The sequence below is a fragment of the Microbispora sp. NPDC004025 genome (assembly GCF_053604425.1).
Window position 1 is genome coordinate 201,403 of sequence record NZ_JBSGHN010000003.1, and the last position, 12,689, is coordinate 214,091.

Here is a 12,689-nt window from a genome sequence, read left to right on the forward strand (position 1 = left end):
TTCTCGTGGCCGGCGCTCCACGGCGCCGCGCCTGTTCCTGGAACGGTCACCGTGCGCTGCCGAGTGTCACGATTCTGCCCATCACCCCCGCGCCCCGCGCAAGAGCAACGTAGAACTTGTTATATACACGGCGTCCAATTAGGCGGCGTCCAATCAGGCGGGCGCCGTCACCCCCGGGGAAGCCCGAGCTCCAGCTCGATCCAGTAGACGCCGGTCATGACGGGAGTGAAGTCGGCGACGACCTCCTGCGCGTAGCCGGCAGCGCCGCGGAGCTTCACCGCGAGCGGACGGCCCTCGTAGTCGGCCGTGATCCGGTAGCGGCCGATGGGCACGTCCTCCAGGCCCGAGCCGTCGCCGTTCCGGGTGGCCGTCCGCACGATCCGGCTCCCCTCTGAGCCGTCGATCAGCGGACCTTCCGGCACGAGGGTGAGCCGCACCTTCTCGTCCTCCAGGAAGGCACCCGCGTCGAGCTGGTCGTTCAGGTCGACGCGGAACAGCACCTTGCCTCCGTAGAAACCGAGGCCGTCGGGCTTCTCCCCCGTGAGCTTCCAGGTGAAGTTCCTGATCGCGCCGCTCGGCCCGGCGAACGGCGCGTCGTCGTCGGGCGCCAGGCTCAGCGAGTACTCCCGGCCGTTGTACCGCCTGGTGATCGTCGCCGACGCGTGGAAGGTCGCCCCGATGTTCGTGGCGACGCGGTAGCGGCCGTCGCCGCCGGTCCGCACGACCTCGTTGCTGTCGTAGAGCAGTTGGTTGTCGGCGACGACCTCGGCCCCCTCGATCGGGCGGCCCCGCTCGTCGGCCACCCGCCCCTTCAGCACGCCGCGCTCGACCTCCCCGGGTCCGGCCTCCCGGGGATCCTCGTCCCGCCCCTCGCTCACCGAGCCGCTCATCACGCCCTCTTCGAGGACCCCGCATCCGCCGAGGACCGTCATCAGCAGGACACCGAGCACCAGCCGTCTTTCCATGCCGACCAATATTAAGATCACGATCTTGCAATCGGCTTGGAGATCACGCGGCGGCGGACGGGCTACCCGATCGGCTGCCGCCCGAACCGCGGCGTCTCCAGGAACCGCACACCGCGGACGGACTGGCACACGCCGTCACTGCGCCGGGCGGCCTCGGCGCGCTCCTCGCTCGGCCGGCCGTACGACGTGGTGCGCTGGCGCGGCGGACGGCCGGTCGGCGCGACCATGGCCGCGATCTCGCTGATCGTCTTGTAGGAGCCGTTCTCCGAGCCGGCCATCCGGCTGATCGTCTCCTCCATGAGCGTGCCGCCGAGGTCGTTCACGCCTCCGGCGAGCACTTCCCGGCACAGGTCGTCGCCCAGCTTGACCCAGGAGCACTGGATGTTGCGGATCGCGCCGTGCAGCATGATCCGCGCCAGCGCGTGGACGGCCCGGTTCTCCCGCGCGGTCGGCCCCGGTCGGGCGATCCCCGCCAGGTAGATCGGGGCGCTGTGATGGACGAACGGCAGCGGCACGAACTCGCTGAACCCGCCCGTCTCCTCCTGGATCGACCGGATCAGCCGGATGTGGCGCACCCAGTGCTCGTGGGTGTCCACGTGGCCGTACATCATGGTCGAGGTCGTCGGGATGCCGACCCGGTGGGCCGTGGTGATGACCTCGATCCACTCCCGGGTGGGCAGCTTGCCCTTGGTCAGCACCCACCGGACGTCGTCGTCGAGGATCTCGGCGGCCGTGCCGGGCAGCGAGTCGACCCCCGCCTCCCGCGCCGCGTGCAGCCACTCCTCGACCGACAGGTTCGTACGGCTGGCGCCGTTGACGACCTCCATCGGCGAGAACGCGTGCACGTGGATCTCGGGGCAGCGTTCCTTGACGGCACGGGCGATGTCGAAGTAGGCCGTGCCGGGCAGGTCGGGGTGGATGCCGCCCTGCATGCACACCTCGGTCGCGCCGGCCTCCCACGCCTCCTGCGCCCGGTCGGCCACCTCGCTCAGCGACAGCGTGTAGGCGTCGGCGTCGGTGCGCCGCTGGGCGAACGCGCAGAAGCGGCAGCCGGTGTAGCAGACGTTGGTGAAGTTGATGTTCCGGTTGACGACGTAGGTGACGTCGTCGCCCACCGCCTCGCGGCGCAGCGCGTCGGCGATCCGGCACAGCTCGTCCAGACCGGCGTCGTCGGCGCCCGCCCCCGTCTGGTCCCCGGCGAGGTCGAGCAGCGTCAGCGCCTGCTCGTCGGTCAGCCGCGCCGGGTCCGCCTCGGCCTGCCGCAGCGCCTCCCGGACGTCCGCCCTGACGGACCCGTCCCGTCCGCCGCCGGGCAGGCGTTCGCGCAGGGCGTCCCAGTCGCCGTACACGCTGTCGAAGTCGGCGCGGCGGTCGCCCGTGCGGCCCTCGGTGTCGACGGCGGTGTGCAGGTCGACCCGCCCGCCGGTGACGAGGCCGCCGTCGGGCTCCTGCCAGGGGCGGCCGAGGAGCACGGCGTCCTCCCGCGCGAGCCCGGTCGCGGGATCGGCCAGCGCCGCGACGTGCTCACGCAGCCGGGGGTCGAGCCACGGCTCCCCGGCGAGCACGTACTCGGGATAGATCGTGAGCCGCTCGCGCAGCGTGAACCCGGCGGCGCCGGTCCGCGCGGCGAGGTCGTCTATCTGCGGCCACGGCCGCTCGGGGTTGACGTGGTCGGGCGTGAGCGGGGAGACCCCACCCCAGTCGTCGATGCCCGCCCGCAGCATCAGCGCGTACTCCTCGCCGATCAGGTTGGGCGGCGCCTGCACGCGGACCTTCGGGCCGAGCACGAGCCGTGTCACCGCGATCGTCGCGGCCAGTTCGTGCAGGTCGGCGTCGGGCATCCCGCGCATGGCCGTGTCCGGCTTGGCGCGGAAGTTCTGGACGATGACCTCCTGGACGCCGCCGTACTCCCTGGCGACCCGGCGGATCGCGAAGATCGACTCGGCGCGCTCCTCGACCGTCTCGCCGATGCCGATCAACAGGCCCGTCGTGAACGGCACGCTGGAGCGGCCCGCGTCCTCCAGCACGCGCAGCCGTACCTCCGGGTCCTTGTCCGGGGAGCCGTAATGGGCCTCGCCCTTCTCGGTGAACAGCCGGCGCGAGGTGGTCTCCAGCATCATGCCCATCGACGGCGCGACGGGCTTGAGCCGCTGCAGGTCCTTCCAGGTCAGCACGCCCGGGTTGAGGTGCGGCAGCAGCCCCGTCTCCTCCAGCACCCGGATCGCCATCGCCCGGACGTACGACAGCGTGTCGTCGTACCCGTGGGCGTCGAGCCACTCGCGCGCCTGGTGCCACCGGTCCTCGGGGCGGTCGCCGAGCGTGAACAGCGCCTCCTTGCATCCCATCGCGGCGCCCTGGCGGGCGATCTCCAGCACCTCGTCCGGGGACAGGAAGGCGCTCGGCAGCTTGTGCGGGGCGGTGGCGAACGTGCAGTAGCCGCATCTGTCCCGGCACAGCCGGGTCAGCGGGATGAACACCTTGCGGCTGTAGGTGATGACGCCGGGCCGTCCGATGGCTTCCAGGCCCGCGTCCCTGACCCGCGAGGCGTGCGCGAGCAATGCGTCGAGGTCGTCGCCGCGGGCGCGCAGCAGGATCGCCGCCTCGGCGAGGTCGAGTGTCTTGCCGTCCCGCGCCCGTGCGAGTGCCCGGCGGATGCCGCTGTCGGAGCTGGCGTTCGGAGGTCGCTTCGCCGTCATACGCCGCACCCTATGGGGCGTGGGTCCGTCCGGCGCACTCAGCCCCCGGCGACCCGTACGGGAGGAGTCATGGGCTGGGGCTGCCGGGGAATTTGCGGCCGGCGGGTATGACGAGGGGGCGAAATCAACGAACCGGCGGGATATCAATGGCGATTATCAGGGTGATTGACCTGTTTTGTCGGGCCTCGGGGGTCCGGTCGCTGGCCGTCGCGGCCCTCGTCGCCGGCATGTCGCTGTCGCCGGCTGAGGTGCTGGCCGCGCCGTACGCCGGGCACGGCGACGGGTCCGGCAAGGGCCATGCCAAACAGGTCACGGACGGCCGCAACACGGCCAACGCCCCCTCGATCGCCAGTGCGGTCCGCCAGCTGTCCGGGGGCAGGCGCAACGTGAACGCCGCCGCGGGCAACAACGGTGTCGCGGTCGCCGGCCTCCAGCAGGAGACGAGCGTCGCCGTCTTCGCCAACACCCTCAACGGCCGGTGCGCCGAGGGGATCGACGACTGCGGGATCAACCAGGCCCTGCGGACGCGCGAGGGCGGCGGCCGGCACGCGGGACGGGGTCAGAAGGCCCGGTAGTCGCGGGGAGCCATGCGCGGGCCGCGCGCCGGCGGCCTGACGCCGCTGAGCTCGATCAGCCTGACCACGCGGTGGCGGTGGCCCCGGAACGGCTCGAGCAGTTCGAGCATGCCGTTGTCGTCGGTCTTCCGCCCGGTCAGCGCGTAGCCGACGATGCCCGGCAGGTGGAAGTCGCCGACACTCGGGGCGTCCGGGTCGCCGTGGGACCGCTGGCGCACCTCGGCGGAGGTCCACACGCCGATCCCCGGCAGCGCCCGCAGCAGGCGGTCCGCCTCCGCCGGCGCCTCCGCGGTGGTGGTAGTGGTGCGCTCCAGCTTCTCGGCGTGCCGGGCCGCGTTGACGATCGTCCTGGCACGTACGGCCTCCGCGCCCGCCCGGTGCCAGTCCCACGACGGGATCGCCCGCCACACCTCCGGCGGCGGGATCACGTACATGCCCTCGGGCGCCGGGCCCGGGGCCGGCTCGCCGTAGCGGCGCAGGAGGAACCGCCAGGCCCGCCATGCCTCCCTGCCGACCACCTTCTGCTCCAGCACGGCGGGCGCGAGCGCCTCGAAGACCCGCAGGGAGCGGCCGATCCGCAGCCCGGCGGCGCGCCCGGCCAGGCCGGCGACGAACGCGGCGGCGCGGGCGTGCCGGGGATCGTGCGAGCGGGTCAGCCGCGCGAGCATCGCGGCGAAACCGGCCACGTCGTCGTCGGCGCCCAGCAGCGACGGGAGCGTCTCCAGCAGCCAGCCGGCCCCCGGCCCCCACGCCTGACCGCGGACCTCGTCGCCGCTCACCGTCACGCGCAGCGTGCCCGGGCCTTCGGGGGTGCGCGAGGTGCGCCAGATCGACCCGTCCGGGGTGCGCCGCCAGGCCGGATCTCCTCCCCCGCGCCGATGCGGGGACAGCGTCAGCACGACGTCGAGCGGCGCGGACGGCCGCCAGCGCCGCTCGCGGAGGGCAGCCCCGGGCGCGGATAACACGGGTGCTCGGCTCGCCTCCACCTGCCCAGTCTGCCGCACGCTCAGACGTCGCTGGAGAAACGGACCGCGCACTCCGGCAGGGTGATCCCGGGCCAGACGCGCATGCCGGAGGTGAGCTCGTTGCCGGGGCCGATCAGCGCGCCGTCGCCGACCACGACCTGCCGCAGCACGGCGCCCGGGGCGACGCGGGCGCCGACGCCGACGACCGAGTCGATGACGGTCGCGCCGGCCTCGACGTGGCAGCCCTCGGACAGCACGCTCCCGCGTACGCTCGCCCCGGCCTCGACCGTGGCCCGGGCGCAGACGACCGTACCCCCGGTGACCTTGGCCTCGGGTGACACGACCGCACCGTCCAGCAGGAGGCGCTCGCCCGCCGGGCCGGGCAGGGCGGGCGAGTCGAGCTTGCCCAGCACCAGGTCGGCCGAGCCCTGCACGAACGCCGCCGGCGTGCCCACGTCCAGCCAGTACGAGCTGTCGGCGAAGCCGAGCACCAGCGCGTCGGCCTCGATCAGCCCGGGGAAAGTTTCACGCTCCACGGAGACGACCTGGCCCTCGGGGATCGTGTCGATGACCGAGCGCCGGAACACGTAGCAGCCGGCGTTGATCCGGTTGGTCACGGGATTGGGCGTCTTCTCCAGGAAGGCGCTGACCCTGCCGTCGCCGTCGGTCGGCACGCAGCCGAACCTCGACGGGTCGTCCACCTCCGTGAGGTGGAGGGTCACCGCGGCGCCCCGCGCGACGTGCAGGTCCACCTGGGCGGCGATGTCGTGACCCGACAGGATGTCGCCGTTCAGCACGAGCACCGGCGCCTCGGGCGGGCAGGTCAGGGCCCGCGCGGCGTTGCGGATCGCGCCACCGGTGCCGAGCGGGGTGTCCTCGGTCATGTAGACGATCTCCAGGCCGAAGCCCGAGCCGTCGCCGAAGGCCTCGGTGAACATCGACGCCCGATAGGACGTCGCGAAGACCACCCGGCGCACCCCGTACGCCCGTGCCTTGGCCAGCTGGTGCGCGAGGAAGGGCACCCCCGCCGTCGGAAGCAGCGGCTTGGGCGTGCTGAGCGTCAGCGGTCGCAGACGCGTGCCCTGGCCGCCCACGAGAAGGATCGCCTCGAGACCGTCGGGCGACCGCACAGAACTCTCCCTCACAGCCGCGAGGGTAGCCTAGTGCCGCCTCCGGCGGGGTTCGCCGCGAAAGGTGGCGCTCAATCCTCCACGGCCCGCTGGTACGCGACGAGGTGGGCCTCGGCCGAGTGCCGCCAGGTGAACTCGCGCGACCGGGTCACCCCCGCCCGCGCCAGCGACTCGCGCCGTTCCGGCGACTCCAGCAGGGCGCGCAGCGCCCGCGCGATGCTGTCGGCGTCGGGCTCGGTGTAGGTCACGGCGTCGCCGCCGACCTCCGGCAGCGAGGTGCGGTGGGTGGTCAGCACGGGCGCCCCGCAGGCCATCGCCTCCAGCACCGGCAGCCCGAACCCCTCGCACCGCGAGGGGGACGCGACCACGAGCGCCCCGCCGAGGAAGCCCGGCAGGTCGGCGAAGGGCAGATAGCCGGGACGCACGACCCTCACCCGGGGCGGCAGCGCGGCGACGGCGGCGTCGACCTCCTCGTCCCAGGCCGGGCCGCCCGCCAGCACCAGCGCGGGGGGCGAGGCCAGGTGCGCGACCGCCCGGCCGAAGCCGGTCACCAGGTTCGGCACGTTCTTGCGCGGCTCCAGCGCGCCCAAATAGGCGACGTACGGCCGGCCGTGCAGCCCGATGCGCCCGGCCACCCGGCGCACGTCCTCGGCCGCCGGGGGGTGGAACAGCGCGGGATCCACCCCGTGGTAGGCGACGTCGATCCGCGTGGGGTCGGCGTCCAGCACCCGGACCAGCTCGTCCATGGTGGCCTTCGACGGCACGATCACGCGGTTCGCATGGCGTACGGCGGTGCGGGTGGCCGACCGGAAGAACGAGGCCCGCACGGGGTCGTGCTGGTCGGGGTCGGTGAACGAGGTGACGTCGTGGACGGTGGCCACCGTGGGCAGGCCCGAGCTCAGCGGGATCGAGTAGTAGGGGGCGTGGATCACCTGGGCGCCGGCGTGCCGGGCCAGGACCGGCAGCCCGGTCTGCTCCCAGGCCAGCCGCTTGTCCCGGTTGGTTATGGCGGGCGGTCCGGAGAGGATCCGCGCCGAGGGAGCCAGCGCCGCGTAGCGCTCGGCGTCGGCCCGCTGGCAGACCACCGCGACGTCGGCGCCCGCCTCGTGCAGGGCCGCGACCAATCCATCGACATACCTGATCAGGGCGCCGCGGTCGGCGGGGACCGCGGCGGCGTCGACGAGCACACGGGGTGTCAAATGAATCGCTCCCCTCCCTTGGGCCCGCACCGGCCGGGAGGATCGCTCCCCGCCCACGCGGTCCCGCTGTTCCGGCGGTGTTCCGGCAGGGGCCCGGGGGCCCACGCCGCGAACGGACGCCTTCCCCCGCACTCCTCCTTGTCACTCTATTTCCGGAGTCCCCAAAAACGTGAGCGATATCACATGAGGGTCGTCTCTCAGGATGCGCCATTCCGCGCCGAGTCCACGGATTCAGGCCCGGACTACGGGTTCCTTCCGCGTACGGACCGCGCGGCGGGAGGCAAGACCGGCGGCGCCGGCGCACACCAGGTCGCCGACGGACACGATGAGCCGCGAGCACAACACGGCGGCGGTCGCCGCGGGCCGGTCGAGCACCGGGGCGAGCGCGGCCACCATCGCGACCTCCCGCACGCCCACGCCGGCCGGGGCGATCACGAACACGAACCCCAGGCACCAGGCGAGCGCGAACGCGCCGAAGCTCAGGATCACGGCCGAGGGCCCGCCCGCCCCGAGTCCGTGCACGATCAGCGCCAGGTGCGCGCCGTACGCCGCCCAGCCCGCCAGGGCCCAGCCGCACGCGACGAGCACGCCGCGCCGGGTGAGGGGCCGTTCGAGCGGCGGGCGGCGCAGTTTGCGCAGCCCGAACGCGATGACGCCGTTGACCACCCGGGGATGCAGGGCGACGGCGACCACGGGCACGAGCAGCAGCAGCCAGGCGTACCTCGCGACCGACTGCCCGGCGAGCACCGGCAGCGTGACGACGGCCACCAGCAGACCGGTGCCGAGGTAGATCGGGTACGTCAGGAAGAAGGCGGCCGCGCTGCGCGGCCGGGGTATGCCGTGGTCGCGGCCCATCTCCATCTGCGCGAGCATCGGCCACACCGACCCGGGGATGTACTTGCCGAGCTGGCCCACGAAGAAGATCTTGGACGCGTCGGTGAACGCCAGCGGGGAGCCCAGGTCGGCCAGCAGCGCCCGCCACATGAGCATCCCCGCGGCCAGCGCGCCGAGCACCGCCACCAGCGATCCGGCGAGCTCCGCCCACGACAGCCGGGTGAACCCGTCGGCCACGGCGGTCCACTGGCTCGCCACCGCCCAGACGCCGAACCCCAGCGCCACGAGCAGGAACAGCGCCCGTACGACCTTGCGACGGCTCATCGGGACGTGCGGACCGGCTCGGGCGGCTGCGGGAGCGGCGCGCCGAGGGGACGGCGGGGCGTCTTGGTCGCGACCCACAGGTAGGTCGGGACGACCGGCAGCAACGCCCGCAGGGCCGGGCGCGGGGTCCGCTCCAGCGTCACCTTGGCGGCGCGGCCGACCGCGCCGGGGAACAGCTCGCCCCCGGCGAACCGCTCGGGCGCGGCCAGCACCGGGAACGTGTAGTCCCACACGTGGAAGTCCGCGAGCATCCGCCGCAGCCCCGGGCGGGTGCGGAAACGCTCGTAGTAGTGGTCGGCCCGGCCGAACGCCCGCACGTACCGGTCGGCCGCGGCGGGCGGCAGGTAGGACAGGAAGGGCAGCTTGTAGTGCGGCTCCATGACGCCGAGCCGGTTGCCCAGGCCCAGGTAGAGCACGCCGTCGTCGGACAGCACCCGGTGCATGTCGGCGATCACGGCGTCGGGGTCGACCACGTGCTCGTAGATGTGGTTGAAGACCAGCACGTCGATCGAGCCGTCCGGGAAAGGCAGGCGGGAGCCGTCGGCGCAGACGAACGCGACCCGCCCGCCGAAGCGGTCCGACGCCTTGCGCAGGCCCGGGACGTCGATGTCGAGCCCGAGCGTGCGGCGCGCGCCCGCGGCGGCCAGCTCGTCGGCGATGAACCCGGCCGAGCACCCGACGTCGCCGACGGTGAGCCCCGACAGCACCTCGCCGGGCTTGGCCGCGTCCCTGCCCAGGAAGTGCGCGAGCACGGCGATGATCTTCGCGGCCTTGCGCCGGCGCTTGTCCTCGTCGAGCATCGCGGCCTGGAACTCGGAGTATTCCAGCTGGGCCGCGCGTTCCCCGCTCACCGGTCGATCACCCTCGCGTCCTGCCTGTCGTCCACGGTGCCCAACAGTACCCGTGGCCGCCCCGCCCTCGCCTCGCGATCAGCCGAGCCTGTGGACAACCCGCGCGGCGAACCTACCGATCAGTAGCTTCAGGCTTTACTCTGGGCGCGTGCCGCGCCTGCTGAACCGCCTGCGCTCCAGCCCGCTGCTGCGGGTGCTGCTCGCCGTGGTCGCGCTCGCCTTCCTGGCATACGGCCTGGCCCGGAACTGGACGGACACCTCGGCCGCCCTGTCGCGGCTGTCGTGGTGGTCGCTCGGCGCCTCGTTCCTGGCGGTGGTCGCCGGGCTCGGGTTCATGCTGGTCGCCTGGCGCGACATCCTCGCCGGGCTCGGCTCGCCGCTGCCGCTGCGCGTGGCGGCGCGGGTGCTGTTCGTCGGCCAGCTCGGCAAGTACATCCCCGGCTCGGTCTGGGCGTTCGCCGCGATGATCGAGCTGGCCCGCGACCACGGCGCGCCGCCGCGCCGGACGTTCAGCGCCACCGCGCTCGGTCTGGTGACCTCCCTGGGCTGCGCGCTCGCGCTCGCCGCGGCCACGCTGTCGCAGCAGATCGCCAGGCAGGCGTGGTGGCTGCTCGCACTGATCCCGCTCATCCTCGTCTGCCTCCACCCACGGGTGATGACCTGGGGGCTCAACCTCGCCCTGCGCGTCGTCCGCAGAGAGCCGCTCGACCGGGTGCTCAGCGGGGCGGAGATGGCCAAGGCCGCCGCGTGGACGATGGCCGGCTGGCTGGTGTACGGCGTGCACCTGTGGGTCCTCGTCGGGGGCATGCGGCCCGCGGACCTGTCCCTGTACGCCGTCGCAGCCGGGGCGTACGCGCTGGCCTGGTCCACCGGCATCCTCACGGTCGTGGTGCCCGCCGGGATCGGCGTGCGGGAGGGCGCGATGGTCGTGGCGCTCGCGCCGGTGCTCGACACGCCGAGGGCGCTGGCGATCGCGGTGGTGTCCCGCGTGATGTTCACCCTCGGCGACGCCGCCTGGGCCGGGCTCGGCTTCCTGCTCGCCCGCGGCCGCACCGCCCCCGCCGGTCAGCCGTCCGACGCGGCCAGCAACGTGTCCAGGTAGACCGCCCAGTGTGGCTCGGGGTCGACGGGCGCGACGCCCGCCCGCAGCCGCTCGGGCGTCCCCGGCTCGTAGAACCGCTTGATCGCCTCCGCCAGCGCGCCGGCCGAGCCCGGCTCTGCCAGCAGGCCGTCCACCCCGTCGCGTACGTTGTCGGGCAGCGCCCCGACCCGGGTGGCGATCACCGGCACGCCGTGCTCGTGACCGAGCCACACGTTCTGGCTGGCGGTCGCCGACCGGTAGGGCAGCACCAGGGCGTCGGCCCCGGCGAACAGACCGGGCACGTCCTCGGCCGGCACGTACCCCGGCCGGATCTCGACCCTGCCGGCGAGACCCAGCCGCTCGATCAGGGCGTGGGTGTCCTCCAGGCCGCCCCAGAACTCGCCCGCCACGGTGAGCCGTACGTCCGGCACCTGCGCGAGCGCCTCCAGCAGCAGGTCGAGCCCCTTGTACGGCCGCACGATGCCGAAGAACAGCAGCCTGCCGTGCGCCGTGTGCCCCGCCGTCTCCCGGGCGCCGCGCGCGGGCAGGTGCGGCGCGAGGGCGGCCACCCGCACCGGCGCGGCGGCGAGCGCGCGGGCGAGGTCCGCCTGCTGCTCCGAGTGGGCGAGCACGCCGTCCACCCGGCGCAGCAGCGCCTTCATCAGCGGCCTGTCGTACGGCTTGCTCTCGTGCGGCAGCACGTTGTGACACAGGGCGACCACCCGCGCCCGGCGGCGCAGACCGGACAGGATGCCGAGATAGGCGGGCACCTGCACCGGGCTGAGCACGGTGAGCACGACGAGGTCGGCCCCCCGCAGCCGCCGCCCGCACGCCAGCCAGCCGTCCGGCCGACGCCAGTCGAGGTCACGGCGGGTGCCGGGGTACGGCTCGCCCTCGGGGCTGTCGATCGTCTGCTGCCCGGGATACAGGAACGCGGGATACTGCGCCCGCCACGACTCGATGACCACGTCGTGGCCCCGGGCTCGCAGCCGGTGGGCCAGTTCCGTCGTGTGCTGCGCTCCGCCGCCCTTGTACGGATAGGTGGGGCCGACGATCGCGATCCTCAAACGTCACCTCTGGAGCGCACGATCAGGTCGGCCAGCAGCGCCACCGCCCCGATCAGCATGCCAGACAGGAAGGTCACGACGGTGTTGCTGGTGAGGTAGAAGCCCAGATGGCTGATCATGTCGTACACGCCCTTGACCAGGCCGATGCCGACCAGCCAGAGCGCGGGCGGCATGAGCACCTTGAGCGGGTTGAAGTACATGATCATCCGCAGCACCTGCAGGATGTATCGGTAGGCGTCGGAGACGAAGTTGAACTTCGACTTCCCGGCCCGCTTCGCGTAGTCGATCGGCAGGTAGTAGACGTCGTGCTGGTTCGACATGAACGCCAGCGTGATCGTCGTGACGCAGGAGAACCCGGGGGGCAGCAGCCGCAGGTACGGCCTGGCCACCGACTTGCGGAAGGCCCGCAGGCCGGAGTTGAGGTCGGGGATCTTCTGCCCGGCCAGCCGCTCCGCCACCTTGCGGATGAACCACTTCGCCGGCACCCGCAGGAACTTGTGCGAGCCCTCCTCGGTGGTGCGCGCGCCGACGACCTGGTCGATCGTCGCGTCCTTCTCCAGGATCTGGACCAGCTCGGGGATGCGCTCGTTCGGGTAGCTCATGTCGGCGTCGGTCCACACGACGATCTCGCCGCGGGCCTCCTGGCTGCCGATCCTGCGTACGGTGCCCGAGCCGCCGTTGCGGTGGAACGCCCTGATCCGCATGTGCGGGAAGCGCGGCGCGGCCTCGTGGAGCCGCGCGAGCGTCTCGTCGGTGGAGCAGTCGTCCACGGCCAGCAGTTCGTAGGTGTAGCCGCTCGCGTCCATGGCGGCGCAGATGCGCTCCACCTCGGCGATCACGTGATCCTGCTCGTTGTAACACGGCAGGACGATCGTGACGTACGGGGTTTCTGCGGGAGTCACGGCGCTTCCAGAGGTCTCGAGCGTGGTCACGTCCGGCTAGGGTACTCTGCCCCGCCAAATCGCGGTCTCACTTCGCCTCACAGCCGTTTCCCCTTGGTGG

At 73.0% G+C, this 12,689-nt stretch carries 11 protein-coding genes; 2 read left to right on the top strand and 9 right to left on the bottom strand.

Annotation, left to right across the window (positions count from 1 at the left end; all coding sequences use genetic code 11):
- Positions 1–167 precede the first annotated feature (167 nt).
- Together ACWEQG_RS09125 and ACWEQG_RS09130 are read right to left on the bottom strand one after the other, a co-directional pair.
- A complete protein-coding gene (locus ACWEQG_RS09125; RefSeq protein ID WP_452283180.1) occupies positions 168–965 on the bottom strand; it encodes a carboxypeptidase-like regulatory domain-containing protein in 798 nt (265 codons plus the stop codon).
- 62 nt (positions 966–1,027) lie between these two features.
- Entirely contained in the window at positions 1,028–3,661 is a 2,634-nt protein-coding gene (locus tag ACWEQG_RS09130; RefSeq protein WP_452283182.1) for a bifunctional FO biosynthesis protein CofGH, read from the bottom strand.
- Positions 3,662–3,822: 161 nt separating this feature from the next.
- Between ACWEQG_RS09130 and ACWEQG_RS09135 the strand changes: the two genes are divergently transcribed.
- Positions 3,823–4,236 carry a hypothetical protein gene (locus ACWEQG_RS09135; protein ID WP_452283184.1) on the top strand — a complete coding sequence of 138 codons (414 nt, stop codon included), beginning with the start codon at positions 3,823–3,825 and terminating at the stop codon, positions 4,234–4,236.
- On the opposite strand, the gene ACWEQG_RS09140 is transcribed toward ACWEQG_RS09135, so the two are convergent.
- The 5 genes from ACWEQG_RS09140 to ACWEQG_RS09160 form a co-directional block, all read right to left on the bottom strand.
- Positions 4,221–5,222 carry a DNA-3-methyladenine glycosylase family protein gene (locus ACWEQG_RS09140; RefSeq protein WP_452283186.1) on the bottom strand — a complete coding sequence of 334 codons (1,002 nt, stop codon included), beginning with the start codon at positions 5,220–5,222 and terminating at the stop codon, positions 4,221–4,223. The genes ACWEQG_RS09135 and ACWEQG_RS09140 overlap by 16 nt on opposite strands.
- 20 nt (positions 5,223–5,242) lie before the next feature.
- Complete coding sequence (locus tag ACWEQG_RS09145; protein WP_452283188.1) at positions 5,243–6,346, bottom strand: sugar phosphate nucleotidyltransferase; 1,104 nt, start codon at positions 6,344–6,346, stop codon at positions 5,243–5,245.
- A gap of 56 nt (positions 6,347–6,402) precedes the next feature.
- A complete protein-coding gene (locus ACWEQG_RS09150) occupies positions 6,403–7,530 on the bottom strand; it encodes a glycosyltransferase family 4 protein (RefSeq protein ID WP_452283190.1) in 1,128 nt (375 codons plus the stop codon).
- A 231-nt stretch (positions 7,531–7,761) separates the two neighbouring features.
- Positions 7,762–8,688 carry a lysylphosphatidylglycerol synthase domain-containing protein gene (locus ACWEQG_RS09155; RefSeq protein WP_452283192.1) on the bottom strand — a complete coding sequence of 309 codons (927 nt, stop codon included), beginning with the start codon at positions 8,686–8,688 and terminating at the stop codon, positions 7,762–7,764.
- Positions 8,685–9,539 carry a methyltransferase domain-containing protein gene (locus ACWEQG_RS09160; RefSeq protein ID WP_452283194.1) on the bottom strand — a complete coding sequence of 285 codons (855 nt, stop codon included), beginning with the start codon at positions 9,537–9,539 and terminating at the stop codon, positions 8,685–8,687. Before ACWEQG_RS09160 ends, ACWEQG_RS09155 begins: the two co-directional genes overlap by 4 nt.
- Before the next feature lie 148 nt (positions 9,540–9,687).
- Here ACWEQG_RS09160 and ACWEQG_RS09165 point away from each other — a divergent pair, with 148 nt between their 5' ends.
- Positions 9,688–10,641, top strand: coding sequence for a lysylphosphatidylglycerol synthase domain-containing protein (locus tag ACWEQG_RS09165; RefSeq protein ID WP_452283196.1), 954 nt, complete (start codon positions 9,688–9,690; stop codon positions 10,639–10,641).
- Here ACWEQG_RS09165 and ACWEQG_RS09170 read toward each other — a convergent pair.
- Both ACWEQG_RS09170 and ACWEQG_RS09175 read right to left on the bottom strand, forming a co-directional pair.
- A complete protein-coding gene (locus ACWEQG_RS09170; RefSeq protein ID WP_452283198.1) occupies positions 10,605–11,687 on the bottom strand; it encodes a glycosyltransferase family 4 protein in 1,083 nt (360 codons plus the stop codon). The genes ACWEQG_RS09165 and ACWEQG_RS09170 overlap by 37 nt on opposite strands.
- Positions 11,684–12,619: a glycosyltransferase family 2 protein gene (locus tag ACWEQG_RS09175; protein WP_452283200.1), complete on the bottom strand. Its 936-nt coding sequence runs from the start codon at positions 12,617–12,619 to the stop codon at positions 11,684–11,686. The genes ACWEQG_RS09170 and ACWEQG_RS09175 overlap by 4 nt, the downstream gene beginning before the upstream one ends.
- Between the last annotated feature and the right edge of the window lie 70 nt (positions 12,620–12,689).

Excerpts from the sequence above, each read along its gene's own strand:
- ACWEQG_RS09125 (WP_452283180.1), bottom strand. The coding sequence starts at position 965 with ATGGAAAGACGGCTGGTGCTCGGTGTCCTGCTGATGACGGTCCTCGGC.
- ACWEQG_RS09130 (WP_452283182.1), bottom strand. The coding sequence starts at position 3,661 with ATGACGGCGAAGCGACCTCCGAACGCCAGCTCCGACAGCGGCATCCGC.
- ACWEQG_RS09155 (WP_452283192.1), bottom strand. The coding sequence starts at position 8,688 with ATGAGCCGTCGCAAGGTCGTACGGGCGCTGTTCCTGCTCGTGGCGCTG.